This is a genomic window from Kribbella soli (genome assembly GCF_004331345.1).
In the GTDB taxonomy this organism is placed as follows: Bacteria; Actinomycetota; Actinomycetes; order Propionibacteriales; family Kribbellaceae; genus Kribbella; species Kribbella soli.
Genome location: NZ_SJJZ01000005.1, coordinates 15,715 through 41,619 on the forward strand (window position 1 = coordinate 15,715; position 25,905 = coordinate 41,619).

The 25,905-nt window shown below is 67.9% G+C and carries 24 protein-coding genes; 16 read left to right on the top strand and 8 right to left on the bottom strand.

Annotation, left to right across the window (positions count from 1 at the left end; all coding sequences use genetic code 11):
- The first annotated feature begins 1 nt into the window (after position 1).
- The 5 genes from E0H45_RS35890 to E0H45_RS35910 all read left to right on the top strand — a co-directional run bounded on the left by E0H45_RS35890 (position 2) and on the right by E0H45_RS35910 (position 7,619).
- A complete protein-coding gene (locus tag E0H45_RS35890) occupies positions 2–1,744 on the top strand; it encodes a CTP synthase (protein WP_131346112.1) in 1,743 nt (580 codons plus the stop codon).
- Positions 1,741–2,394 (top strand): NUDIX domain-containing protein, encoded by a 654-nt coding sequence (locus E0H45_RS35895; protein WP_131346115.1) that lies wholly within the window; start codon positions 1,741–1,743, stop codon positions 2,392–2,394. The genes E0H45_RS35890 and E0H45_RS35895 overlap by 4 nt, the downstream gene beginning before the upstream one ends.
- A gap of 110 nt (positions 2,395–2,504) precedes the next feature.
- Positions 2,505–3,422 (top strand): hypothetical protein, encoded by a 918-nt coding sequence (locus E0H45_RS35900; RefSeq protein WP_131346120.1) that lies wholly within the window; start codon positions 2,505–2,507, stop codon positions 3,420–3,422.
- 130 nt (positions 3,423–3,552) lie between these two features.
- Positions 3,553–6,900, top strand: coding sequence for a GH92 family glycosyl hydrolase (locus tag E0H45_RS35905; protein WP_131346123.1), 3,348 nt, complete (start codon positions 3,553–3,555; stop codon positions 6,898–6,900).
- Positions 6,900–7,619 carry a peptidylprolyl isomerase gene (locus E0H45_RS35910; RefSeq protein ID WP_131346126.1) on the top strand — a complete coding sequence of 240 codons (720 nt, stop codon included), beginning with the start codon at positions 6,900–6,902 and terminating at the stop codon, positions 7,617–7,619. Before E0H45_RS35905 ends, E0H45_RS35910 begins: the two co-directional genes overlap by 1 nt.
- On the opposite strand, the gene E0H45_RS35915 is transcribed toward E0H45_RS35910, so the two are convergent.
- The gene (locus tag E0H45_RS35915; protein WP_131346129.1) at positions 7,602–8,210 is read right to left on the bottom strand and encodes a hypothetical protein; all 609 of its coding nucleotides are present in this window, start codon (positions 8,208–8,210) and stop codon (positions 7,602–7,604) included. The two genes, E0H45_RS35910 and E0H45_RS35915, sit on opposite strands and share 18 nt — an antisense overlap.
- 28 nt (positions 8,211–8,238) lie before the next feature.
- Between E0H45_RS35915 and E0H45_RS35920 the strand changes: the two genes are divergently transcribed.
- A complete protein-coding gene (locus E0H45_RS35920; RefSeq protein WP_131346132.1) occupies positions 8,239–8,643 on the top strand; it encodes a cupin domain-containing protein in 405 nt (134 codons plus the stop codon).
- 8 nt (positions 8,644–8,651) lie between these two features.
- Here the strand turns inward: E0H45_RS35920 and E0H45_RS35925 are convergent, their stop codons facing one another.
- Together E0H45_RS35925 and E0H45_RS35930 are read right to left on the bottom strand one after the other, a co-directional pair.
- A complete protein-coding gene (locus tag E0H45_RS35925; RefSeq protein ID WP_131346135.1) occupies positions 8,652–9,347 on the bottom strand; it encodes a DUF4386 family protein in 696 nt (231 codons plus the stop codon).
- A gap of 128 nt (positions 9,348–9,475) precedes the next feature.
- Entirely contained in the window at positions 9,476–10,300 is an 825-nt protein-coding gene (locus E0H45_RS35930; protein ID WP_131346138.1) for an LLM class F420-dependent oxidoreductase, read from the bottom strand.
- Positions 10,301–10,651: 351 nt separating this feature from the next.
- Between E0H45_RS35930 and ald the strand changes: the two genes are divergently transcribed.
- The 7 genes from ald (at position 10,652) to E0H45_RS35965 (ending at position 17,289) form a co-directional block, all read left to right on the top strand.
- A complete protein-coding gene (gene ald, locus E0H45_RS35935) occupies positions 10,652–11,767 on the top strand; it encodes an alanine dehydrogenase (RefSeq protein ID WP_131346141.1) in 1,116 nt (371 codons plus the stop codon).
- Positions 11,764–12,699: a site-specific tyrosine recombinase XerD gene (gene xerD / locus E0H45_RS35940; RefSeq protein WP_131347207.1), complete on the top strand. Its 936-nt coding sequence runs from the start codon at positions 11,764–11,766 to the stop codon at positions 12,697–12,699. Before ald ends, xerD begins: the two co-directional genes overlap by 4 nt.
- 200 nt (positions 12,700–12,899) lie before the next feature.
- A complete protein-coding gene (locus tag E0H45_RS35945) occupies positions 12,900–13,970 on the top strand; it encodes a ParA family protein (RefSeq protein WP_238155595.1) in 1,071 nt (356 codons plus the stop codon).
- Positions 13,955–14,317, top strand: a complete 363-nt coding sequence (locus tag E0H45_RS35950) for a hypothetical protein (RefSeq protein WP_131346144.1) — start codon at positions 13,955–13,957, stop codon at positions 14,315–14,317. The genes E0H45_RS35945 and E0H45_RS35950 overlap by 16 nt, the downstream gene beginning before the upstream one ends.
- Positions 14,314–15,300 (top strand): segregation and condensation protein A, encoded by a 987-nt coding sequence (locus E0H45_RS35955; protein ID WP_131346147.1) that lies wholly within the window; start codon positions 14,314–14,316, stop codon positions 15,298–15,300. Before E0H45_RS35950 ends, E0H45_RS35955 begins: the two co-directional genes overlap by 4 nt.
- A 233-nt stretch (positions 15,301–15,533) precedes the next feature.
- On the top strand, positions 15,534–16,565 hold the full coding sequence (scpB, locus tag E0H45_RS43815) for an SMC-Scp complex subunit ScpB (protein ID WP_337590430.1): 1,032 nt from the start codon (positions 15,534–15,536) through the stop codon (positions 16,563–16,565).
- Positions 16,555–17,289: a pseudouridine synthase gene (locus E0H45_RS35965; RefSeq protein WP_131346150.1), complete on the top strand. Its 735-nt coding sequence runs from the start codon at positions 16,555–16,557 to the stop codon at positions 17,287–17,289. Before scpB ends, E0H45_RS35965 begins: the two co-directional genes overlap by 11 nt.
- A 102-nt stretch (positions 17,290–17,391) precedes the next feature.
- Here the strand turns inward: E0H45_RS35965 and E0H45_RS35970 are convergent, their stop codons facing one another.
- The 4 genes from E0H45_RS35970 to E0H45_RS35985 all read right to left on the bottom strand — a co-directional run bounded on the left by E0H45_RS35970 (position 17,392) and on the right by E0H45_RS35985 (position 21,400).
- Complete coding sequence (locus E0H45_RS35970; RefSeq protein ID WP_131346153.1) at positions 17,392–18,327, bottom strand: hypothetical protein; 936 nt, start codon at positions 18,325–18,327, stop codon at positions 17,392–17,394.
- Complete coding sequence (locus tag E0H45_RS35975; protein ID WP_131346156.1) at positions 18,324–19,247, bottom strand: hypothetical protein; 924 nt, start codon at positions 19,245–19,247, stop codon at positions 18,324–18,326. Before E0H45_RS35975 ends, E0H45_RS35970 begins: the two co-directional genes overlap by 4 nt.
- A gap of 42 nt (positions 19,248–19,289) precedes the next feature.
- On the bottom strand, positions 19,290–20,393 hold the full coding sequence (locus E0H45_RS35980) for an alpha/beta hydrolase (protein ID WP_202872684.1): 1,104 nt from the start codon (positions 20,391–20,393) through the stop codon (positions 19,290–19,292).
- A gap of 92 nt (positions 20,394–20,485) precedes the next feature.
- The gene (locus E0H45_RS35985; protein WP_238155596.1) at positions 20,486–21,400 is read right to left on the bottom strand and encodes a hypothetical protein; all 915 of its coding nucleotides are present in this window, start codon (positions 21,398–21,400) and stop codon (positions 20,486–20,488) included.
- Positions 21,401–21,531: 131 nt separating this feature from the next.
- Here E0H45_RS35985 and pafA point away from each other — a divergent pair, with 131 nt between their 5' ends.
- The 3 genes from pafA (at position 21,532) to E0H45_RS36000 (ending at position 25,332) form a co-directional block, all read left to right on the top strand.
- Positions 21,532–22,893 (top strand): Pup--protein ligase, encoded by a 1,362-nt coding sequence (gene pafA / locus E0H45_RS35990; RefSeq protein ID WP_131346158.1) that lies wholly within the window; start codon positions 21,532–21,534, stop codon positions 22,891–22,893.
- Positions 22,894–22,944: 51 nt separating this feature from the next.
- Positions 22,945–24,231 (top strand): GNAT family N-acetyltransferase, encoded by a 1,287-nt coding sequence (locus E0H45_RS35995; RefSeq protein WP_131346160.1) that lies wholly within the window; start codon positions 22,945–22,947, stop codon positions 24,229–24,231.
- A gap of 144 nt (positions 24,232–24,375) precedes the next feature.
- Positions 24,376–25,332: an FKBP-type peptidyl-prolyl cis-trans isomerase gene (locus tag E0H45_RS36000; RefSeq protein ID WP_131346162.1), complete on the top strand. Its 957-nt coding sequence runs from the start codon at positions 24,376–24,378 to the stop codon at positions 25,330–25,332.
- 60 nt (positions 25,333–25,392) lie between these two features.
- On the opposite strand, the gene E0H45_RS36005 is transcribed toward E0H45_RS36000, so the two are convergent.
- Positions 25,393–25,890 (bottom strand): hypothetical protein, encoded by a 498-nt coding sequence (locus E0H45_RS36005; protein WP_131346164.1) that lies wholly within the window; start codon positions 25,888–25,890, stop codon positions 25,393–25,395.
- Between the last annotated feature and the right edge of the window lie 15 nt (positions 25,891–25,905).

Here is a 25,905-nt window from a genome sequence, read left to right on the forward strand (position 1 = left end):
CGTGGACAGGGCTTCCAATTCGCAGCAGACCAAGCACGTATTCGTCACCGGTGGCGTGGCATCCAGTCTCGGTAAGGGACTGACAGCATCCAGCCTCGGCAGTCTGCTGACGGCACGGGGCATCCGCGTCACGATGCAGAAGCTGGATCCGTATCTCAACGTGGATCCCGGCACCATGAACCCGTTCCAGCACGGCGAGGTGTTCGTCACCAACGACGGCGCCGAGACCGACCTGGACATCGGGCACTACGAGCGTTTCCTCGACCGGGACCTCTCCCAGGTCGCGAACGTCACCACCGGCCAGATCTACTCGAGCGTGATCGCCAAGGAGCGCCGCGGCGAGTACCTCGGCGACACCGTTCAGGTGATCCCGCACATCACGAACGAGATCAAGGAACGGATGCTCGCGATGGCGAGCCCGGATGTCGACGTCGTACTGCACGAGATCGGCGGCACGGTGGGCGACATCGAGTCGCTGCCGTTCCTCGAGGCGGCCCGGCAGGTCCGGCACGACGTCGGCCGCGACAACGTGTTCTTCCTGCACATCTCGCTGGTGCCGTACATGGCGCCCAGCGGTGAGCTGAAGACCAAGCCGACCCAGCACTCGGTCGCCGCGCTGCGTTCGATCGGTATCCAGCCCGACGCGATCGTGTGCCGCGCCGACCGGCCGATCCCGGACAGCGTGAAGCGCAAGATCTCGCTGATGTGCGACGTGGATGTCGAGGCAGTCGTGGCGGCCGTGGACGCGCCGTCGATCTACGACATCCCGAAGGTCGTGCACGCCGAGGGCCTGGACGCGTACGTCGTCCGCCGGCTGAACCTGCAGTTCCGTGACGTCGACTGGACCCGCTGGGACGAGCTACTGCGGGTCGTGCACCACCCGAAGGACGAGGTCACGGTCGCGCTGGTCGGCAAGTACATCGACCTCCCGGACGCGTACCTGTCGGTCGCCGAGGCGCTGCGCGCGGGCGGGTTCGACAACGACGCCCGGGTGAACCTGCGCTGGATCGCCTCCGACGAGTGCGCCACGCCCGAGGCCGCGGCCCGGCTGCTCGGTGACGTCGACGCGATCTGCATCCCCGGCGGGTTCGGGGTGCGCGGGATCGAGGGCAAGATCGGTGCCATCCGGTACGCCCGCGAGCAAGGCGTACCGATCCTCGGGCTCTGCCTCGGCCTGCAGTGCATGGTGATCGAGGTCGCGCGGGATCTCGCCGGTCTCGACCAGGCGAACTCCAGCGAGTTCGACCCGGACGCGGAGCAGCCGGTGATCGCGACGATGGAGGAGCAGAAGCACATCGTCGCCGGCACCGGCGACCTGGGCGGCACGATGCGCCTCGGTCTGTACCCGGCGAACCTGGCCGACGGCTCGATCGTCCGCTCGCTGTACGGCGGCCCGTCGGTGCAGGAGCGGCACCGGCACCGCTACGAGGTCAACAACGCGTACCGGGACAAGCTGGAGACCGCCGGGCTGGTGTTCAGCGGGCTGTCGCCGGACAACGAGCTGGTCGAGTTCATCGAGCTGGACCGCTCCGTGCACCCGTACTTCGTCGCCACGCAGGCGCACCCGGAGCTGCGGTCGCGGCCGACCAAGCCGCACCCGCTGTTCTCCGGGCTGGTCGCGGCCGCCATTGAGCGGCAGCGCGAGTCCCGGCTCCCGGTCGAGGACCCGAAGCCGGTGGCCAAGAAGACCACTGAGAAGTCTGGTGCTGAGAAGGCCAAGGCCGAGACGGTCAAGGCTCGATGACCGACTACCCGGAGCTCCGGTTCGGCGCCGGGCTGGCGGATCAGCCCGAGCGCTGGCCGGTCTCCGCTTCGGAGACCGTGCATGAGACCGGCCGGGTGATCTCGGTACGCCGGGACACCATCGAACCGCCCGGCGGTGAGTCGTTCGTCCGCGATGTCGTCGTACATCCCGGAGCGGTCGGCGTGGTCGCGCTGGACGAGAACAACCGGATGCTGCTCGTCCGTCAGTACCGGCACCCGGTCGGCTACAAGCTGCTCGAGGCGCCGGCCGGGCTGCTCGACGTGCAGGGGGAGCAGTACCGCCTGGGCGGCGAGCGTGAGCTGTGGGAGGAGACCGCGACCAAGGCCGCCGACTGGCGGATCCTGGTCGACGCGTTCACCTCACCCGGCCTGACGAACGAGGCGGTTCGCATCTTCCTGGCCCGCGACCTGTCGCCGGCTCCGGAGTCGTTCGAGAGGGTGCACGAGGAGGCCGACATGGAAACCGTCTGGGCCCCCCTCATCGACGTAGTAGGCGCCGCCCTCGCCGGCCATCTCCAGAACCCCATCCTCATCATGGGCGCCCTGGCCGCCTGGACCGCCCTCAACGGCCCCGGCTTCGAAACCCTCCGCCCGGCCGACTCCCCGTGGCCGGCCAAGGACCACACCTGAGCAATCCCGGGTCTGGATGCCGGCATCGTTACCTGCCGCACATCGAGAGTGGTCCATCTCGTCGCTAGTGTCCTGCGGACATCCGACGGCGAGCAGAAGGAGATCGGTTCGTGAGCACGTCGCAGCCATCGCATGGTGCGAAGACAATTCTCGACAAGCTCGTGGTCAATGTCATCGATTGGGGCGAGCTCAAGGTCCATCGCAACACGGCCGGCGTGTCGTTCGACGCGTCGACCGGGCCGCTGGGTGCGGTGCAGCCCGACGGGTCGATGGTGTTCGACAACGCGATCGGTCGCGCCTTCGAGGCCGCGGCGGAACGACCTCACTCGCTCAGCTCTGACGAGGTGACCGAGCTCCGGCACGCGATCCGGGTTGTCACGTTCACGGCGCTGGACAAGCGCATCGAAGCCCGGGAGACCGAAGGGGGCGGACCCATCAAGATGGCACTCGACGCCGGCGGCGAAGCGGATCGGTTCCTGAACGACGGGCTGCGGCACGCGGACTGGGCCGTCAACGGTGACCGGATCTGCTACCGGCTCAGCCCCGAGCTCGGGTCGAGGCTGCGGGACGCCCAGGAGGGCGAGCCCGAGCATCCGGTGGCCCGGGACGCCGCCCTGGCGCTGGCCGTTCAGTACGGGCGGGCACGGGGCGAATGGCCCGACAACGCGGTCCGCGATCTGCTCAAGGCACCGCGGGAGGAGATCTTCGAACGGGTTGTCGACGCGAAACTGGCATCTCACCTGCGGGACAACTTCGAGCCGGCACGGGACGCGTTGGCGGACCTGCGCGCGCGATTGACCGACGACATCCGCACGGAGTTCCAGCAACTCTCCCAGGAGCCGCATCTCAAGACGTCCGAGGTCCAGGGGCGAGTGGCCGCGGTGTGCGAGCGCGTCGACGACTCGGCCCGGACCGTGAAGGAAACCCTCAACGCGGTGGCGGCAGTGCAGTCCGGTCGGCCATCGGCCACCGGAGCGCGCAAACCCGCGGCGGACAAGCCGCACAGATGGACCAGTTTCGGTCGCTGACCCTGGAGCCGGGGGCGTAGTCGGCAGTTCCGGAACTTCGCGTAGTTCTTGACGTGCGTTCCGTAGCCGGGTATTTGTTGCTGACAACGATGTCACACCGCCCCGTTCCGACGTCGAAGGTTGGCCGCCCATGCGCTTGTCCGCCGTACTTGCTGCTGCTCTGATCGCTGCGATCGCTCCTACGACGGCTCAGGCCGTGCCCACGCCGGCCGCGCCCGGCTCCGGTGGTCATCCGACGACGGCGACGCCGCCTGATCCGGTGGTTGCCGGTCTGCGTATACCGGAGGCCGTCGGGAGCAGCCGGATCACGAGCAGTTCCTTGGATCCAACTGAGCAGGTGGATCCGTTGGTGGGTACGTCGAATGCGGGGAACGTGTTTCCGGGGGCGGTTGTGCCGTTCGGGATGTTCTCGTTCAGTCCGGAGACGAGTCGGGGGAATGCGTACCGGACTGCTGCTCCGGGTGGGTACCTGTACTCGGCGAGCAAGATTCGTGGGTTCAGCCTGACGCATATGAGCGGGACCGGGTGTGCGGGCGGCTCGGGAGACATCCCGGTGTTCCCGTTGGCGGGTGAGGTGAAAAGCTCGCCGCAGAGTGATGCGAAAGACGAGCTCTACGCGTCGACGTACAGCCATGCGAACGAGGTCGCGAAGCCGGGCTACTACAAGGTCGGTCTGGACTCCGGGGTGTCTGCGGAGCTGAGTGCGACCACGCGGACCGGGTCGGCGGCGTTCACGTTTCCGGCGGACAAGGCCAAGACTCTGATGTTCCGTACGTCGAACTCCGAGGTCGGATCCAGCGACGCGCAGGTCAGCATCGACGCGGCGCACCGCACTGTGAGCGGGTCGGTGACGAGCGGGAACTTCTGCGGCTACCTGGCCAGCGTCGGGCAGCGCAGCTACTACACGCTGCACTTCGTCGCCGAGTTCGACCAGCCGTTCAAGAACCAGGGCACCTGGACCGACACCACGGTGACCCCGGGCAACACGAGCGCCCGCGGCGGTACGACGTACGGCGCCGACGGGTGGATGCCGCCGAACAAGGGATCCGGTGGGTACGTCGGCTTCGACAGCGACAAGGTGACGATGCGGATCGGCATCTCCTACGTGAGCACCGCCAACGCGCTGGCGAACCTGCGTGCCGAGAACCCGCGCGGTACGTCGGTCGCCGTCACGGCCGCGAAAGCCAAGCAGACGTGGCGAAAGCAGCTCGACCGTATCGAGATCACCGGCGGTACGACGGACCAGCGCACCACGTTCTACACCGCGCTGTACCACGCCCTGCTGCACCCGAACGTGTTCAGCGACGTCAATCGCCAGTACTGGGGCTTCGACCAGAAACCGCACTACCTGTCGCGCGGGCAGCAAGCGCAGTACGCGACGTTCTCCGGCTGGGACGTCTACCGGTCTCAACTGCAACTAGTTACATTGCTCGAGCCCGAGCGGGCCGGAGACATCGCGCAGTCGCTGTTCAACCAAGCCACGCAGAACGACGGCATCTGGGACCGGTGGACGCACGCGTCCGGCAGTACGGCGGTGATGACGGGCGACCCGTCCGCACCAGCTGTGGCCGGCATCTACGCGTTCGGTGGCACGAACTTCGACGCCCGCGGCGCACTGCGCTCGCTGGTGAAGGCAGCGACCGTGCCGACCGCGAAAGACCTCAGCTCGGCCGGTAAGCCGGTCATGTCGATCGGGCAGCGGCCGTCGCTGGACAAGTACCTGGCACTGCACTACATCCCCACGAAGTCCAATGCCTGGGGCGGTGCGGTCGAAACGCTCGAGGACGTGACGGACGACTTCTCACTGGCTCAGCTCGCGCAACGGACCGGCGACACGTCGACGTACCAGAAGTTCCTCACCAGGTCGCAGTACTGGCAGAACGTGTTCAACCCGGGCAACGGCGGCTATATCCAGAACCGGGACGACAACGGTGCCTGGCCCGCTTTCACGCCGTCGACGTACGACGGGTTCGCCGAAGGCAGTAGTGCGCAGTACAGCTGGATGGTGCCGCACAACCGGGCCGGTCTGGTCGACGCGATGGGTGGTGCGGACGCCGTTAACCAGCGGCTGGATGCGTTCTTCAAGAACCCGGACGGGACCTGGGCGCTGACCGGTGCAGGGGAACTTCACGCCGAGATGGACAACGAGCCGTCGATCAACACGCCCTGGATCTACAACTACACCGGCCGCCCGTACCAGACGCAGGAGACGTTGCGGCAGGCAATGACCCAGCTGTGGAACACCAGCACCGGAGGGATCCCGGGGAACGATGACCTCGGTGCGATGTCGTCCTGGTACGTGTGGACCGCTCTGGGCCTCTACCCGGACGTACCGAGCCGCGCGGAGCTCCAGGTCGCGGCGCCGCTGTTCCCACGTGCTGTGATCCACCGCGACGGCAAGACCATCCGGATCAACGCTCCGGGTGCGGATGCGCAGTACGTGCAGTCGCTGAAGGTGAACGGGAAGACCTCGACGAAGCCCTGGCTGCCGGAGTCGTTCGTACAGCGTGGCGGGACGTTGGACTTCACTCTCGGTACGACGCCCAACAAGGCCTGGGGCGCGAAGGACGCACCGCCGTCGTGGCGGACCGGCGAGATCCCGTTCCAGACCTCTACTGACACCAGCCGCGTAGTCATCGCTCCTGGCACTACTAGTGCACCTGTAACCCTGCAAGCGCACCGGCTGAGTGGGACGGCGCAGGACGTGAGCTACACGCTGAAGACACCTGCTGGTCTCACAGCGACACCTACTACCGGCACGTTCCACGTCGACAAGGTCGGTAGTGCGTCTGTGACGATCACAGCCGCCGCTGGTACGCCGAACGGTCGCTACCCCGTCACAGTGGAGATGAAGGCGGCTGACGGAACCGCCTTGCCACAGGTCGGCTTCACTGTGGTCGTGGGGCAACCGAACTCGTTCTTCGTACTACGTGAAGGCGTGGGCATCTCTGATGACAACAGCGACCACACCGAGGCTGACTACGACGGCGGGGGCGTCAGCTACTCACGTCAGGCCCTGGCCGCGGCCGGTCTGACTGCAGGCGGCACAGGTACTGTCCAGGGCCTCAGCTTCACGTGGCCCGACGTACGCGCCGGTGACCCCGACAACGTGCCGGCCGACGGACAGCTGCTCAACCTGAACCTGCCCGTCGGTACGACGAAGCTGTCCTTCATCGGCAGTGCGGTCAACGGCAACCAGCAGACGACCGCGACGCTCAACTACGCGGACGGTACGACGTCGCAGATCGACCTGTCCTTCAGCGACTGGACCCTGGGCGGTGGCGGCGACACCCTGCACTACGGCAACGTGATCGTCGCTACCACGCCGTACCGCAACGAATCGGGTGGCGGAAAGGACAACGTCATCACGCATATCTTCGCCACGGCACCTGTGACGTTGACGCAGACCCCGGTCAGCATCGCGCTGCCCAAGAACCGTGACCTACGGCTCTTCACCGTTGCGGGAGGGAATTCTTGATGAGGAAGACCATCGTGATCGCGGTGCTGACAGTGGCCAGTCTGCTGGTCGCCACAGCACCGGCCGACGCCACCGGTACGCCGCCGAGCACCAAGGGACCATGTGGCTACACGGTGACGCCGGACGAGCCGCCTGCCCGTCCGGTGTCGCTACCACCCGACCCGGAACACACACCGGACAAGGGGATCGTCAGAGTCGTCGTCGCGACCAGCCAGGGGCCCATGCTGCTGTCGCTGGACCGCGCGAAGGCGCCGTGCACGGTGCAGAGCTTCCTGCACCTGGCGAAGAGCCGCTTCTACGACTTCACCACCTGTCACCGGCTCACGCTGTACCCGACGCTGAAGGTGCTGCAGTGCGGTGACCCGAGCGGTACGGGCGAGGGCGGGCCGGGCTACTCGTACAAGGACGAGCTGCCCACCGACCTGCCGAACTGGCCGGACGACCCGACCGGGACGCGGAAGGTGTACGCCCGCGGCACGCTGGCAATGGCGAACGCCGGTCCGAACACCAACGGGTCGCAGTTCTTCCTCGTCTTCGGGGACTCGCGGCTGCGGCCGGACTACACCGTCTTCGGCTCGGTCGACCGCCTCGGGCTCGCCACACTCGACCGGGTGGCGGCAGGAGGGATCGCGCCGACGCCCGACGACCCGGCACCGGTCGACGGCCCGCCGGTGCGCAAGACCGACATCATCGTCGCGCGGTCACTCGGCTCCCGCTGATCCAACGGCTTCGCCGCCGTCCTCCGCGAGGGCGGCGGCGACCAGGCGGATGTTCGCGGTGAACTCGTCGGCGGGGATCTTCGGGAGCATGTCGTCCCAGGCCGCGATCATCGCGCCGCGGAGTTGCATCATGCCGACGGGGCGGGCGAGGAACCACAGGTGGAAGTGCTCGCTGCCGTCACCCCAGCGGTTGAAGTGCGTCCGGCCCACGCTGTCGATGCTCTGGATCGCCTTCGCCACGCGCTGGATCATCGAGCCGAGGGTGGCGGTCAGCTCAGGTGGCAGATTGTCGAGGCGGTAGTGCTCGCGCGGCTCGAGAATCGCCACCAGCGGTAGGCCGGTCGGCTCGAACGCCTTCAGTGTCCACTGCTCGTCGCGCCAGATCACGGACCCGTCGGGATCCGCGCACTTCGGGCACGGCTGACCGCCGTCCGCACCGCGTCGCGGCGGTTCGGGCAGCACCGGATCGGCCAGCGGCACGACCTCCAGCTCGCCCTCGAACGGGAAGAACGGCGATTCGAGCAACGGTTCGGCCGACATGCGTTCGCCGTACGGCAGCCGGCGGTGGTACTCGGAGGGCAGCTCGGTCATGGACCGCACTCTGCCCGAGAATCGGGGCATGGAGAAGCCAGAACTGGCCACCTTGCTGGATCTCGAACCGCACCCGGAGGGCGGGTGGTACCGGCAGACGTGGCGCTCGCCGGTCGAGTTCGAGCCGGAGGGGTACGGCGGGACGCGGGCCAGCGCGACCGCGATCTACTTCCTGCTGGCGCCGGGGGAGGAGTCGCGATCGCACCGGGTGCGGTCGACGGAACTCTGGCTGTGGCACTCGGGCGGGCCGTTGACGTTGGAGTACGACGATCAGACGGTCACCCTCGGGCCGGACGTGCGAGCTGGCCAGCGCCCGCAGGTGGTGATACCTGCGGGCGCGTGGCAGGCAGCCCGGCCCGTGGGTGACGAGGCGGTGCTGGTGTCGTGCATCGTGTCACCGGGTTTCGACTTCGCCGACTTCACGATGCGATAGACCCTCCTCTACATCTGCGGGACGATGCCCTCGCCTGCTGTGACTTCCGGGAGGTGTTCGCGGACCATGTAGCCGCCGGCGCAGGCGATCCACACCGCCGAGAGCAGCAACGGGATACCGGTCATCAGGAAGCCGCCGGCAACGAACGCGCCGTCGGAGGCGAACACTCCGAACGAACCGGCGAACGACACCACTGCGGCCAGCAGTGCCAGATAACCGAGCCAGTTCGGCATCAGGTGCGTGCGCAGCACGCCGAGGCCGGCCGCGGCCAACGGCAGTGCGGCAGCGAAGCCGATCATCGTGGTCATCACTGCGCTGAGCTCGTACATCGCCATGCTCAACCCGACCTCCCGGCCGTCGATGGCGAAGGCGGTCGCACCGGTGACGGTTGCGTTCACGAAGATCGCACTACCCACCAGCACCGATCCGGCGAGCAGCGCCAGGTGCACATCACTGCGCTCGTCGCGCTCGCGCATCGCCTCGGCGAACGCGGACGCGAACCAGATCACCAACCCGCCCGCTGCGGCCCACATCAGCGCGCTGGTCAGGATCATGCCGCGGTTGTCGCTCAGCCACGCCGCGATCGTGCTCCGCGAGTCGTCGACGGTCGGTGGATTGCCGGGCAGGAACCTGCCCAGGAGTGCCAGGACGACGAAGGCCAACCCAGCAAAGCCGCCCCAACGCAACTCGTGTCGCTCAGTCATGGGGAAACACCTCCAGTGTGCGCACCACGAAATATGGTGCGTCTACTGCTGATATTCCTCCGCTCTGAGCGGCCGTCAAGAGGTGCCGTCCGGCGAACAGGCGCGTCGTCGGACGGCAGCGCACATCGCTACTGGAGAACGGTTGCCAGGGCCTCGTAACCGGGCAGCAGGTCGATGCCTTCGTGGCCCAGTTGCTGGATCGCGACGTGGTCCGCGCCGGCGTCCAGATGGGCCTCCAGACCGGCCGCGATCTCGACCGCGGAGCCGTGCAGCACCATCGCGTCGACGAGCCGGTCGCTGCCGCCGTCGGCGAAGTCGTCGTCGCTGAAACCGAGCCGCTTGAAGCTCGTCGTGTAGTTGCTCAGCTGCAGGTACGGCGCCAACCGGTCACGGGCCGTCGCGCGCGCGATCTCCGGATCGGTTTCGAGCACGACCATCTGCTCCGGAGCGAGCAGCACCCCGCCGCCGAGGGCGCGACGCGCTTCCCGGGTGTGCTCCGGGGTGGTCAGGTAGGGGAGTGCCCCGGCGGTCCGTGCGGCGGACAACTGCAGCACCTTCGGGCCGAGCGCGGCCAGTGCCCGCCGGTCGACCGGCACCTTCGCGTCGTCCAGTTCGTCGAGGTACCCGACGATCGTCTGGTACGGCGACTTGTACTCGCCGGTGGCCTCCCGGTGCCCGATCCCGACCCCCAGCAGGAACCGTCCCGGGTGCTCGTCCTCCAGCCGGTGGTACGACGCCGCGACGTCGGCCGCCGGGGATTTCCACATGTTGACGATGCTGGTGCCGACGGCAACCGAACTCGTTGCGGCCAGCAACACCTCGGCGTCACGCAGATCGGACTCCGGCGAGCTGCCCAGCCACAGCGTGCCGTACCCCGCCTGCTCCAGTCGCGCCGCGAGCTCCGGGCCGTAATGCTGACCGCCGTGCCAGATCCCGTACCGTCCCAGTTCCATCGCCACTCCGTGCTCCTCTCGTCGGACGTCCCTCACCGTGCAACCCGGGGCGGGCGGGCGCCGTTCCAGCATCCCTGACGCCCACGAATGCCCGTCAATGATCGTTGCCACGTCAGCCGGCTAAGTAGTTGAGAACTGCATGAAACGGGCGGGCGATTTTGCCGAAATGCTTCCATTGGATTAATGCCGGGGCACTCGCAGAGTGTCGCGTGACGATCAGACCATCCGATCGGCTGGTATGAACCCCGCGGGCTTACACTCGGCAGCGACCTAGCGGCACACCCCTCAACCGCCGGGCCGCGGACACAACGACGTGAGCCGCACACCTGGAGCGTGAAAGAAGGGCGAGTTGTGAAGGTCGGAGTACCGAAAGAAGTCAAGAACCACGAGTACCGGGTGGCGATCACCCCGTCCGGTGTGCACGAGTTCGTGCGCAGCGGGCACGAGGTTCTGATCGAGCAGGGGGCGGGCGCCGGTTCGCTGATCCCGGACGACGAGTTCGTCGCCGCCGGGGCGCGGATCGTGCCAGAGGCGGACGATGTCTGGGCCGACACGGAGCTGGTGCTCAAGGTCAAGGAGCCGGTGGCGGAGGAGTACCACCGGATGCGCAAGGACCAGGTGCTGTTCACCTACCTGCACCTTGCCGCGAGCCAGGACTGCACCGACGCGCTGCTGAAGTCGGGTGTCACCGGAATCGCCTACGAGACGGTGCAGCTGCCGGACGGCACTCTGCCGTTGCTGGCGCCGATGAGCGAGGTGGCCGGCCGGCTGGCGCCGCAGTCCGGTGCGTACCACCTGATGGCGCAGGGCGGCGGCCGTGGCGTGCTGCTCGGCGGCGTGTCCGGCGTACACCCGGCCCGTGTGGTCATCCTCGGTGCTGGTGTCTCCGGGATGAACGCGGCCGCGATCGCGCTCGGTATGCAGGCGCAGGTGCAGCTGTTCGACCGCAACATCGCACGGCTGCGGCAAGCCGACCAGATCTACCAGGGCCACCTGCTGACGATCGCGTCGAACGCGTTCGAGATCGAGAAGGCTGTCCTCGAAGCCGACCTGGTCATCGGCGCGGTGCTGGTCGTCGGCGCCAAGGCGCCGAAGCTGGTCACCAACGACCTGGTCAGCCGGATGAAGCCGGGCAGTGTGCTGGTCGACATCGCGATCGACCAGGGTGGCTGCTTCGAGGACTCGCGTCCGACCACGCATGCCGACCCGGTCTACAGGGTGCACAACTCGCTGTTCTACTGCGTCGCGAACATGCCCGGTGCGGTGCCGAACACGTCGACGTACGCGCTCACCAACGTGACGCTGCCGTACGCGATCGAGCTGGCGAACCTCGGGTGGCGGGAGGCGCTGAAGCAGGACCACAGCCTGGCACTCGGCCTGAACACGTTCGACGGGCACGTCACGTACGGTCCGATCGCGGACGCGCACGACCTGTCGCAGCTGAAGCTCGACGAGGTGCTGGTCTGAGCAACATCGCACGGGCGGTCAGCGCGTACCTCGACCATCTGACGGTCGAGCGCGGCCTGGCCGCCAACACGTTGGCGTCGTACCGGCGTGACCTGCGCCGGTACGGCGGCTACCTCGCGGGCACGGAGATCGACGACCTCGGCCGGATCACGGAGGCCGTGGTCGGCGACTTCCTGATGCGGTTGCGCGAGGGCGATGCCGACCACCCGCCACTGACCGCGTCCAGTGCGGGGCGGACCGTGGTGGCGGTCCGTGGCTTCCACAAGTTCTGTGTGCGCGAGGGACTGACCGCAGTGGACCCTGCGGCGGCGGTGAAGCCACCTGCGCCGCCGCAGCGGCTACCGAAGGCCCTGTCTGTCGACGAGGTGACCAGGATCCTCTCAGCGGCCGCTGGGGCCGAGGCGGAGCCTGCTGTGCTCGCAACGCGGGATGCGGCGTTGCTGGAGTTCCTGTACGGCACTGGTGCCCGTATCTCGGAGGCGGTCGGGCTGGACGTCGACGACATCGACCTGGACGCCGGTGCGGTGCTGCTGCGCGGTAAGGGCAGCAAGGAGCGGGTAGTACCCGTTGGCACGTACGCCCGTGAGGCGCTGTCGGCGTACCTGGTCCGTGGGCGCCCCGATCTGGTGTCACGCGGTCGCGGCACCCCCGCGCTCTTCCTGAACGCCCGCGGCGGCCGCCTGTCCCGGCAGAGCGCTTGGACGGTACTGCGTCGCGCTGCCCAGCGGGCCGGGATCTCCAAGGAGATCTCCCCGCACACGCTGCGGCACTCCTACGCGACTCATCTGCTCGACGGCGGCGCCGACGTACGCGTTGTCCAGGAGCTGCTGGGACATGCGTCCGTTACGACAACACAGGTCTACACACTCGTGACGGTCGACAAGCTCCGCGAGGTCTACGCCACCTCTCACCCCCGGGCGCTGTCCTCCTGAGGGCTACCCCGGTGCGCCGAATATGTAGACGGTGTGCGATCATCTCGTCACGGCCGGTGATCCGGGGAGGGTGATCGGCCGAGTTCGGAGCTTTGTCGACAAACAGCCCCACCCCGGTGCGGAGTGGCTGGTTGAGAGTGCTTGAATGCACGCTTACAGTCGCTGGGATCGCCCGTATCGGTTGAAAGGTTTGACGAGTCATGAACGAGTCGACATTCCCGGGCACCGAACACGTGATGGGCCACCTTCCGGTACCGGAGCCGGCCCAGCCGATCAGCATGCCACCGACGACCCCACCCAGCAGCCCGCCGCGGCCGGCGCCCACGGCGCCGCGGGGCCTGCCCGACAACTATGCGGAGATGCCGAAGCCGACGGCCAAGCTCACCGCGGAGGACCTTGCACCCGTGAACGACCCGAACGGTCCGCGTCACAAGATCGGGCCGACCGGCCGGCCGCAGCCGGACCTGCCGGTGCCGCAGCCACCGACCAAGACCGGCCCGGCGCAGGTGATCGCGATGTGCAACCAGAAGGGCGGCGTGGGCAAGACGACCACCACGATCAACCTCGGCGCAGCGATCGCCGAGACCGGTCGCAAGGTGCTGCTGATCGACTTCGACCCGCAGGGGTCCGCCTCGATCGGCCTCGGCGTCCAGCCGCACGACCTCGAGCTGTCGGTCTACAACCTGCTGATGCAGCGCGACATCACCCCGGACGAGGTGATCCAGCCGACCCGGGTGGAGAACCTCGACCTGATGCCGGCCAACATCGACCTGTCCGCGGCCGAGGTCCAACTGGTCCAGGAGGTCGCCCGCGAGTACACGCTGCAGCGCGTCCTGGACCCGATCATCCCGCTGTACGACGTGATCCTGATCGACTGCGCCCCGTCGCTCGGTCTGCTCACCGTGAACGCGCTGACCGCGTCGAACGGCATCGTCGTACCGCTCGAGTGCGAGTTCTTCGCGCTCCGCGGCCTGGCGATGCTCACCGACACGATCGCCAAGGTGCAGGACCGGCTGAACCCGAAGCTGGAGATCGTCGGGATCCTCGGCACCATGTTCGACGGGCGGACGACGCACGCCCGGGAGGTCCTCGACCGCGTGGTCCAGGCCTTCGACGAGCGCGTCTTCCACACTGTCATCCGGCGTACCGTCAAGTTCCCCGAGACCACGGTCGTCGGCGAACCGATCACGACGTACGCGCCCTCGTCCCAAGCGGCTACGCAGTACCGCGACCTTGCCAAGGAGGTGCTGGCGCGTTGTCCCGCCGGGTGAGCCTGCCAGGTGCCAGTGAACTCTTCGGGGGTGCGGCACCGAAGCAGACCAGACCCGAGAAGCGCACCACCACTGACGGACCGTCGTCCACTGTGCGGTCCCGCACGACGGTCGTCGACGACCGGAAGTCGAGTGGTCGGATCCGGCACGACACGAAGATCACCGTGTACGTGACGGAGGAGGAGCTGCTCGGCCTGGAACAGACCAGACTCGCGCTGCGCGCGGAGCACGGCCTGACGGCCGACCGGGGCCGGATCGTCCGGGAGGCGATCGACGTCCTGCTCGCCGACTTCGTCGACCACGGGCCGGACTCGGTGCTGGTACGGCGGCTGAAGGCGTCGGAGTGACCGTGTCCTCCTCGGACTCGTTACCGTTGGACCTCGGAACCGATGCTGCTCCGGCTGTTGCCGAGGGCAAGGGGTTCAGTGTTCACCTGGTGAACTTCGAGGGGCCGTTCGACCTGCTCCTGCAGCTGATCTCGAAGCACAAGCTGGACATCACCGAGATCGCGCTCTCGGTGATCACGGACGACTTCATCGCGCACATCAAGGCGCTGGGGTCGGAGTGGGACCTCGACCAGACGTCGGAGTTCCTGCTGATCGCGGCGACCCTGCTCGACCTGAAGGCGGCGCGGTTGCTGCCGAAGGGCGAGGTCGAGGACGACGAGGACCTGGCGCTGCTGGAGGCCCGGGACCTGCTGTTCGCGCGGCTGCTGCAGTACCGGGCGTTCAAGCAGATCGCGGCTCTGGTGCAGGAGCGGATGGCGGTCGAGTCCCGTCGGTTCCCGCGGGCTGTGGGGGTCGAGCCGCGGTTCGCGGAGCTGCTGCCCGAGGTATTGCTCGGGCTCGACCCGGCCGGGTTGGCAGCGTTGGCTGCGAAGGCGATGGCGCCCAAGGACGACGTACCTCCGGGGGTTTCGCTCGCACACCTGCATGCGCCGGCTGTCACTGTGCGGGAGCAGGCCGAGGTGATCGTGGACCGGTTGCGGCGGCAACGGAGTACGACGTTCCGGTCGCTGGTGGCTGATTCGCCGGACACCGTCACGACGGTGTGCCGGTTCCTGGCGTTGCTGGAGCTGTTCCGCGAGGCGGCTGTGACGTTCGACCAGGTCACGCCGCTGGGGGAACTCACTATTCGGTGGACCGGCACCGACGAGGGCGAGATCGCGGTCAGCGACGAGTTCGACGAGGAGCAGAAACCCGCCGACGAGACCGGCGAGGCGCCGGTCGTCGAGGACGAAACGCACTTCCTCGAACCCGGTGAGAGCCTCACCGACGAATCCGACATCCACGAACCCGCCCCAGACGAATCCGAGACGGCAAACCAGTGACCAACTCCCACCACCCCTCCACCTCGGAGGACCCCACCTCCACCGACGACCAGCCGTCCACCACCCCCGACGCGGTGGACGAGTCGGCAGCCTCTGCCGAGGTGGTTGGGGAGGATTTTGCACCCGAATCGGCAGGTAATCCTCCCCAACCCGAAGCAACGGACGCGGCCAACGCGGCGGGAGAGTCGACCGACGAGGCGGAGGGGCTGTCTGGCGGGGCAGGCCCGACTGGGGTGGATGAGGAGCATTTGCCGCCGGGGCAGACTGCGGTGCCGGTGGGGGACGAGGTTGTTGTCGACGACGAGACGATGCGGCGGGCGATCGAGGCGATCCTGATGGTGACGGACGAGCCGTTGCCCGTACTGACGATGGCTCGTGCGGTCGGCCGGCCGACGGGCGATGTGGGTGCGGCGCTCGAGGAGCTGGCGGCGGAGTACACCGAGCAGGGGCGTGGGTTCGACCTGCGTGAGGTGGGCGGCGGCTGGCGGTACTACACCCGCGCCGAAGCCGCGCCGTACGTCGAACGCTTCGTCCTCGACGGTCAGCAGGCGCGCCTCACGCAGGCCGCACTCGAAACCCTCGCCGTGGTCGCCTACAAGCAGCCGGTCAGTCGAGCGCGCGTGTCGGCCATCCGTGGTGTGAACGTGGACGGCGTGGTGCGTACGCTCGTCGCCCGCGGTCTGGTCGAGGAGGCCGGTTCGGACACCGAGTCCCAGGCGACCCTGTACCGCACGACGACGTACTTCCTGGAACGCATGGGCATGCAGTCCCTCGACGACCTCCCCGAGCTGGCCCCGTACCTCCCCGACATGGACGACATCGAGGAAGAACTAGCCGCCCAGACCCTCCCCCCGGCCGCCACCACCGACACACAACCGTCAGCCGACGCGGAGGCCGGTGAGACTGAGGATTCGAGCGACGCCGCACCTACGGCTGACACCTCCACCGAGGCAGACGAGGCGTCCGCTGAGGTGTACGCCGAGGGCGCGCAGACCGATGAGGCCGAGGGGTCGGCCGACGCCGCAGACAGCACCTCCACCGAGGCAGCCACGGACGCCGAGGACGCGGACGCCGAGGACGAAGTAGACGCGGACGTCGAGGACGCCGCCGCCGAGGACGTCGACGCGGAGGACGCGGAGGACGTCGAGGAAGCGGACGCCAAGGATGACGGCGATGCGGAAGTAGAGGGTGCGGATGCCGTGGGTGAGGTAGGCGCGGACGCGGAGGGTGTGGGCGTGGAGGCGGGGGTGCGGGATGGGGGATGACAGCGGGGTTCGGTTGCAGAAGGTTTTGGCTCGGGCGGGGGTGGCTTCTCGGCGGAGTGCGGAGATTCTGATCGAGGAGGGGCGGGTCGAGGTCGACGGGCGGGTGGTGACGGAGTTCGGGGTCCGGGTGGATCCTGAGACGGCGGTCATCCGGGTCGACGGCGCGCGGATTCCGCCGGTGAGTGCGAACGTGTACCTCGTCCTGAACAAGCCCCGCGGCGTCGTGACCACGATGTCCGACCCGCAAGGGCGCCCGTGCATCACGGACTTCGTGGAGGACCGGCCCGAGCGGCTGTTCCACATCGGCCGGCTCGACACCGACACCGAGGGTCTGCTGCTGCTCACGAACCACGGCGAGTTCGCGCATCGCCTGGCGCACCCGTCGTACGAGGTCTCCAAGACGTACGTCGCCGAGGTCGAGGGCAACGTCAAACCGGGGGTACTGCGTGCGCTCCTGGACGGTGTCGAGCTCGACGACGGCCCGGCCCGCGCGGACACGGTGAAGATCGTTTCCACGGTGCCCGGCCGCACCCTCGTGGAGATGTCGCTGCACGAGGGCCGAAACCGGATCGTCCGCCGGATGTTCGACGCGGTCGGTCACCCGGTGAAGCGGCTGACCCGGACCGCGATCGGCCCGGTCCGCCGCGGCAACCTCCACACCGGCGAACTCCGCGAACTCGACCCACCCGAACTAGGTCAGCTCCTGGACCTCGTAGACCTCTGACCACACGAGGGGATATCCCTCCGCGTTGTGCCTTCTCCCCTCGAATACCAGGGGAGAAGGCACAACTGGAGTGGATATCCCCTCGTGTGACCGAGGCTGGGTCTACTCGCCGAACAGTTGCTCGTAGGCCTGGTTGTCCTCGAAGCGCCGGGAGTACGCCGCTTCGCTGAACGTGCGCGGTACCTTGCCGAACGCCTTGATCACGGTCGCCGTCCCGTTGGCGTGCCCGAACTCGTACAGGTACGGCGTCCCGGTCTCCTTGTCGACTCCCACCACGATCGTCTTGTTGCCGCAGCTGTCCGCGACGAGCGCCTCGAACCCTTGCCAGGTGGATCGCCGCACGACCTTCACGACGGGCTTGCCGGTGAGCGGGATCCGGATCGTGTAGAGCGCCCCGGCGCGCGTGTTGGCGAGGAAGGTGTCGTACGTCGCGGTCTGGCTGATCAGCGTCATCGTCTTGACCGCGCTGAATCCGGCGTACGTGGTCTTCCGGCTGAACGACGTACCCTCGCCGATGTTCCAGCGCACGATGTTGTCGCCGAGGACGGCATACATGTTCTGGCGGATCAGTGTGGTGTCGCGGTTGAACCGGGAGCTCTCCAGGTAGCGGACATCGCCCCAGCCGCCGCCGATCGGGATCCGCTGCACGGTCGCTGGATCGACCTCGCCGGCGAACCCGTTCACCGTGTAGGTCAGCAGGTTCAGGGTGGACCCGAGGACGACGTACTGCAGCCGGCTCTCACCCGTCTGCTCGGCGTTCGTCTGGGTGCCGATCCCACTGGCCACCCGGAGCTGGTTGTCCGGCAGCAGATCCTTGCCGCCCCACCTGCTCGGGCTGGCGCCCGGCGGAGTCACTCCGGACAGGACCCGCAGGATGAGGTCCCCTCCGCTGGTGGTCGAGCCCAGCACCAGCTGACAGAACGGCACAGCTGCCGCGTCCGTAGTACTTGCTGTGGCGGGAGCTGCCTGAACCAGGGCCCCGGCAGCCATCGCCAGCCCCAGCAACCCGGCAGCACGCTTCCTGATCATCTCGCTCACTCTCCGTACAGTAGGACGTTGGATTCTGAGCTGCCGGGGTAGTGCCGGAAGTACGTCTTGTCCTCAGGTGCGGCTAGCTGGTCGCCCACCTGACCCAGCCCCTTGATGACCGTTGCGGTCCCGTTGGCGTGGCCGACGGCGTACAGATAGCCGCGCCGCGTGTCCTTGTCGATGGCCAGCAGCAGCGTGCTCTGGTTGCCGCACTTCTCGGCGATGAGCGTCTCGAACCCCTGCCACGTCGACGCGCGCACCTTCTTCACGACCGGTGCGCCGCTCGCAGGGATCCGGATCGTGTACAGCGCTCCGCCACGGGTGTTGGCGAGGAACGTGTCGTAGCCGCCGGTCTGACTGATCAGAGTCATCGTCTTCACCGCCGAGAACCCGGTGTACGTCGCTTTGCTGCGCCAGACGGACCCCTCCACGGTCCAGCGCGTCACGACGTCGCCCTGCAACGCATACGCGTTGGTGCGCTTCGTAGTCCCGTAGTAGGTCGACTGCTCCAGGTACGTCTGGTGGATCCAGCCACCGCCCACCTTGGTCTTCTGGTACGACGCGGGGTCGAGCTGACCTGAGACCGCATCGGTCACGTACCGGAACCGGTACAGGTCGGTCGCGATCGTCACGTAACCCTGGTTGGCCATACCCGACGGCGGATCCGGCTCCCAGCCGGCCGAGGTCGCGAGCCGCACCTGGTCGACCGGGAACAACGCCTTCGGCCCGACGTTCGGCGGCGACGCCGTCACGGGCGCGGTCGCGGTGATCCGCTGAAACTTGTGATCGCCCTGCACGGTCACCGTGCCCAGCGTCATCGAACAGGCCGCGCTCGCCTGCCCGGCAGCAGCCTGTACCGGTACCGGCACCAGCGCCGCTGCTGTCATCGCCGCGCCCAGCGCACCCGCGGCGATCCGCCATCTGGTCATGCAGCCCCCTTCGAGGAGTCGTGTCATCCACCTCGATGCCGACTATCCCGAAAAGGTTAGGGACCGGTCGAAGAACTCCCGAACCAATCGCCGTACGGCGGGTACGCCGCAGTGCGAGGCACCGACCAGCTTGGCCCGCGCGGCAGCCGTCATGAGGCCGGCGGACTGCAGCTGCGGCGCGAACGCGGCGTAGTCCGTCCAGATCCAGTGGTTCGCGTCGGACAGCTGCACTCGCCGTACCGGACCGCCGTGTGAGAGCACCGCTGACCACGTGCGGTCGAAACGCTCGTCCCGGAACCCGTCCGTTCCAGCGAGCAGCAGTGGCTTGCGGGTGCCATGCCGGGCGATCGGATAGAGCTCACCGTCCAGCGTGTCCAGATAGCCCTCCAGATTGGCGGCTGCACGGACTTGTGGGTGCTCCAGCGACACTGCGGCGGTCGCACCACCAGCTGAGTGCCCGTAGACACCGACACGGCGCAGGTCGATCGACTCGTGCAGATCCGACAGGTGGTCGAGCACGAACCGCAGGTCGGCGAAACGCGTGTCCATCATCAGCCGCGACCGCACTGGGTCCGTCTGCACGTCCGGTCCGATCTCGATGACCCGGAGCCGCCCGTCCGGGAACACCACCTCACTCGCCTCACCTGGGTGGTCCAGCGTGAGTACGACGTACCCGTGGCTGGCCAGCTCCTCCGCCACGGAGGTGCCGATGGTCCGCGGGTCTGCACCGCCTGGGCTGTAGAGCAGCGTGGGGCGGCGGCCGGGCAGGGCCGGTGCGTCGACGTACGAATGGGTGAGGGTGGCGGCCCAGTTCACTCCACTGGTTGGCAGCTCCGGATGGAGCACGCCGGCGTCCAAGCCCTTGAAGACCTCCGCCGCAGCTGGTGCGAGCTGTGGTGCGCGCTGGTACCCGCGTACGACGGTGGCGGGGTAGAAGACCGTCAGCGCGATCTCACGGGTGGGTGCGCCGTTCCACGGGTCGGAGCGGCCCCGATCGACCAGGGCACGCGTCGTCGTACCGACTGACCAGCGGCCGGTGGGAGCGGGCAGACGCAGTGTGAGGTCGGTCGTCGCGGACGCTGAGAGCGGGAGGGCACCTGTCAGAGCGGAGGCGGCGGTGGCGGTGAGGAAGGTTCGTCGTCTCATGGCGACGACGCTGGCACGCCAGAAACCGCACGTCAGCTGAGCTACGAGCATCTCCACCCGGACTTCCAGCTCCGGGTGGAGATGCCCGTGGGTCAGGCTCCGGCCAGCTGGGTGCCGGCCGTGTAGTAGCGGAAGTACGAGTCCTCGGCCGGGAAGGTCGTCGGGACCTTGCCGACGCCCTTGATGACCGTGGCGGCGCCGTTGGCGTGGCTGACGGCGTACAGGTAGCCCGCACCGGTGTCCTTGTCGATGCCGAGCAGCAGGGTGCCGTAATTGCCGCACTTCTCGGCGATCAGCGTCTCGAAGCCCTGCCAGGTTGCGGTGCGGATCTTTGTCACCACCGGCTTACCGGAGCCCGTGGGCACCTGGACGGTGTAGAGCGCGCCACCGTTCGTCGTCGCCAGGAATGTGTCGTACGCACGACCCTGACCGATCAGCGTCATCGTCTTGACCGAGCCGAAGCCGCCGAAGGTCGTGTAGTACTTCCAGCCGCTCGGGGTGACCGTCCAGCGAGCGATCAGGCCGTCGGTGAACTGGTTGATCAGCGAGTAGACGTTGGACCGGCTGAAGCCCGCCACGGAGTACTGGCTGAGCTCGACGTACTTGTGCAGCTCGTCCCAGCCGCCACCGACCAGGGTCTGCTTGACGGTGCCCGGAACGACCGAGACTCCGGTGCCGTCGGTGATGTAGCTGGTGCCGTACATCCGCGGCCCGAGAGCTACCAGGCCAGTGCGCTGTTCGCCGGCCGGTGCCACCAGTTCGGTGCGGACTGCGGTGGGCAGGTGTGCCTGGCCGTCCGGATATAGGTTCATCGGGCCCAGCCGCCGGACAGTGGCGGAGGGGGCCGCGGTGATGGTCTGCAAGGTGTGGTCACCACCAGGGGTGACCGAGCCCAACCGCAGCGAGCAGGCAGCGGCGGAGGCGGCCGGTGCCGCACTGGCAGGTGCAGCCGCGAACCCTGCTGCGAGCAGGACCCCGGCGGCGAGGACTCGCCCGTATTTGATCATCTGAAATCCTTTCGTCAGTGGCCAGATGCGGGCGGACGGCCCATTGTTGCGGGCATCAAAGGGATAACGCCGTACGACGGCGCGCCTGAGACAGCACCCGGTTGTCTCAAGCGCGCCGTAGTGTGGGTGATGTGAACCGGCGAATCTTCGGTCTGGAGAACGAGTACGGCGTCACCTGTACGTTCCGCGGGCAGCGGCGACTGACCCCGGACGAGGTGGCGCGGTACCTGTTTCGGCGGGTCGTGTCCTGGGGGCGGAGCAGCAACGTCTTCCTCCGCAACGGGGCCCGGCTCTACCTCGACGTGGGCTCCCACCCGGAGTACGCGACCGGGGAGTGCGATTCGGTCACCGACCTGATCGCACACGACAAGGCCGGCGAGCGAATCCTCGAAGGCCTGCTGGTGGACGCGCAGAAGCGGCTGCACGACGAGGGCATCTTCGGCGACGTCTACCTGTTCAAGAACAACACCGACTCGGCCGGCAACAGCTACGGCTGCCACGAGAACTACCTGGTCAGCAGGCACGGCGACTTCGCCAAGCTGGCCGACGTGCTGATCCCGTTCCTGGTCACCCGGCAGCTGATCTGCGGCGCCGGCAAGGTGCTGCAGACGCCGCGCGGCGCGGTGTACTCCGTGTCCCAGCGCGCCGAGCACATCTGGGAAGGGGTCTCCAGCGCGACCACCCGGTCCCGGCCGATCATCAACACCCGTGACGAGCCGCACGCGGACGCCGAGCGGTTCCGCCGGCTGCACGTGATCGTCGGCGACTCGAACATGTCCGAGACCACGATGCTGCTCAAGGTGGCCAGCACCGACCTGGTGCTGCGGATGATCGAGGCCGGCATCGTGATGCGCGACCTGACCCTGGACAACCCGATCCGGGCGATCCGCGAGATCAGCCACGACATGACCGGCCGCCGCGAGGTGCGACTGGCGAACGGCCGTGAGGCGAGCGCCCTCGACATCCAGACGGAGTACCTGACCAAGGCACGCGACTTCGTCGACCGCCGCGAGCTGGGGACGCCGGCCGTCGAGCGGGCGCTGTCGCTGTGGGAGCGGACGCTGAAGGCGATCGAGTCCGGCGACCTGTCCGGGATCGAGCGTGAGATCGACTGGGTGATCAAGTACCGGCTGATCGAGCGATACCGGTCGCAGAACAACCTCGGTCTGGCCAGCCCGCGGGTGGCGCAGCTCGACCTTGCGTATCACGACATCCACCGGCCGCGCGGGTTGTACTACCTGCTCGAGCGCCGGGGTGCGGTCACCCGCGTCGTCGACGACCTGCGGGTCTTCGAAGCCAAGTCGGTGCCGCCGCAGACCACGCGGGCGCGGCTGCGCGGCGAGTTCATCAAGCGGGCCCAGGAGCGGCGCCGGGACTTCACCGTCGACTGGGTGCACCTGAAGCTCAACGACCAGGCGCAACGGACTGTGCTCTGCAAAGACCCCTTCAAGGCCCACGACGAACGCGTCGAAAAACTGATCGCCAGCATGTAGTCGTCGACTAAATGAAGTGCCGGGCTGCTGGTCCGGCTCTAGAACAGTCGTATGACGATCGAAATCCGGCCGGTCAGTCCTGCCGAGACGATGGAGTACCTGCGCGTCTTGCCGTATGCGAACGGCTTGCCGCAGGAGGAGCCCGAGCCGTCGGCCTGGTACGCCGGTAGCGCGGCCTGGCCACCACAGGTCCAGAAGACGGCGGAAGAGCTGGAGCGGGACGCCCAGGAGCTCCTGGCGGACTGGTTCCGCCCACAGGCCGCGTTCGTGGACGGCAAGATCGCAGGTGCGTCGGCGATCGTCTCCGTGCAGGTCACCGTGCCGGGCGGACAACAGATAGCCCTTGGCGGCGTGACGGCGACCGCTGTGCTGCCGACGTACCGGCGGCGTGGACTGCTGCGGAAGGTCATGTCGGCGATGCTGGACGACTGCCGCGAGCGAGGTGAGTTCCTGGCCGGGCTGAGTGCGAGCGAGGCGACCATCTACGGGCGGTACGGGTTCTCGCCCGCGACGTTCCAGCACCGGTGGGAGGTACGTCGTACCGATGTCACCTTCCGCTCCGAGCTCACGGACCCGGGTGCGCTCCACCTGGTGGACGGAGCGGAGGCGGCGAAGGCGTGGCCGGTACTGCACGAACACGTGCGGGCCGAGCGGATAGGGGAGATCAGCCCGCTGCCGGGCAAGTGGGACGGGCTAGCAGGCGGTGGGCTGCCGGCGGACGGGTCCGGTCCGGCGCATCACCTGGTGCATCGCGACGCGACCGGCGCAGTAGACGGTGCCGCGATCTTCCGGTTGCCGTGGTCGCCGGATCCGGAGCAGGCCGGCGTACTGCAGGTGGAGGCGTTCGAGGCGCTGACGTCCGATGCATACCGTGCGCTGTGGGGATTGCTGCTGGACTTCGACCTCACGAAGCGTGTGGTGGCTGCGAGGCGACCGGTCGACGAGCCGCTGCGGTGGATGCTGACCAACCCGCGAGCGCTCAAGCTGACCCGGACCCGGGACAATCTCTGGCTGCGCGTTCTCGACGTACGGCGTGCGCTCGAAGCCCGCACCTATGCAGGAACCGATTCACTCGTGCTGGACGTGTCCGACGACCTGTACGGCGGCGGGCGCTGGCGGCTGGACGCAGCACCGGACGGGGCCGTCTGCACTGCAGTCCACACGGAGCCGGACCTCAGCCTGAGCGTGAACGAGCTGGGTTCGCTGTACCTCGGCGGAGTCCGCGCGAGCGAGCTGTCGTACGCCGGTCGCATCGTCGAACGCACAGCCGGTGCGGTGTCACGTCTGGACGCCCTGCTGCGCCCGGACCGTGCTCCTCACAACGCAGTCGGTTTCTGAGCCCCTGTGACTGTACGTGGTGTGACGCAACGGTGACGCACGCGGCCGATCACCCAGTTTGTTCCGCAAGCTAGGGTGGTCCGCGTTGTTGACCGGAGGCAATCGGCGCACGTCCGCGCCGGGATGGTTCGAGGTGCTGGTTTCGTGCGCAAGTTGTTGAGTCTCGTCGTAGTCGCTGCGCTGGGGGCGTCCCTGGTGGCCTGTGGCGATAACGGGTTCGGGGCCGGCGGTATCAAGGTGACCTCGGACTTCGGGCAGAAGCCCACCATCACCCACCGCGAAGGTGATCCGGAGAAGCAGTTGGTGACCGAGGTCCTCAAGGAGGGCGACGGTCCCGAGGTGAAGAAGGGCGAGCTGCTCACCGCGAACTACCTCGGCCAGATCTGGCGCGACGGCAAGGTCTTCGACAACTCCTACGACCGCGGCGCGCCGTCGTCGTTCCCGATCGGGACGGGCAGCGTCATCGGCGGCTGGGACGAGGGCCTGGTCGGCAAGAAGATCGGCAGCCGCGTGCTGCTGTCGGTCCCGTCCGACAAGGGCTACAAGGCCGACGGCAAGGAGGAAGCCGGGATCAAGGGCGACGACACCCTGATCTTCGTCGTCGACCTGGTCGCCGCGGCCGGCAACGACACCCAGCTGAACGCCGACCCGGTCACCCCGTCGGCGCCGACCAAGATCAAGGTCTCCGGCCCGCTGAACGCCGCGCCGACGGTGACGGTCCCGGCCGGCACCAAGCCGCCGGCGAAGCCGGGCAAGCCGGTCGTGTTCGCGCAGGGCAAGGGCAAGCCGATCGAGAAGGGCGACCAGCTGGTCGGCCGGTTCGTCATCTACGACTACGCCGGCAAGAAGCAGGCCAGCACCTGGGACGCTCAGCCCGCCACCCAGCAGAGCCCCGCGCAGCCTGCCGCGCCGACGGACCAGCTCCCGACGGTCGGCGGCGCCCAAGCCGGCCCGCTGGACGGCTTCGTCGGAATCCCGGTCGGCAGCCGCGTGCTGGTCGAGCTCCCGGCCTCCAAGGACCAGGCCGGCAAGGCCGTCTACGCGTTCGCCGTGATCGACGTACTGAACGCCTTCCCTGCCCCGAAGCAGACCGGCCAGTAGTCGCAGTCCGAAGACGTCGAAGGACCGGCCCCCACCTCGGGAGGCCGGTCCTTCGGCGTTTCAGCGGGTACGCCGGACCGGGCGGCCGCTGAACCACCGGTTGGCGTCGGTGTGGAAACTGAGGGCGATCGCTGTGATCACCGCGGTGACGTGGACGCAGCGGATCGCGCCGAAGGCGATGAAGGACGCGGACCAGTCGAGCGCGCCGAAGTCTCCGTCGCGGATGAACCAGCCGACCGGCCCGACCGCGAGCGAGGCGATGCCGACGGTGCCGAGCAGGCCGGTGAGCAGCCAGCGGGACCAGCGGACACCGGGGCGGAAGTAGCGGTCGATGACCACGAACAGGCCGCCGTACACGATCGCGCGGAAGGCGATCTGGACGAGCAGGCCGAGGACGGAGGAGCCGTCGGCGATGGCGCCGGCAACTCCGAGCACGGACTCGGCGACACCGGCACCGACGGCTGTGAACCACAGGGTCGTCGCGCCCCGGACCGCGAGCGGCGGCTGGGGCCGGGCGACGTCGTGAATCGTGAGATCGCGGTGCCTGGTGCTGTTCATACCACCACTGTCGCC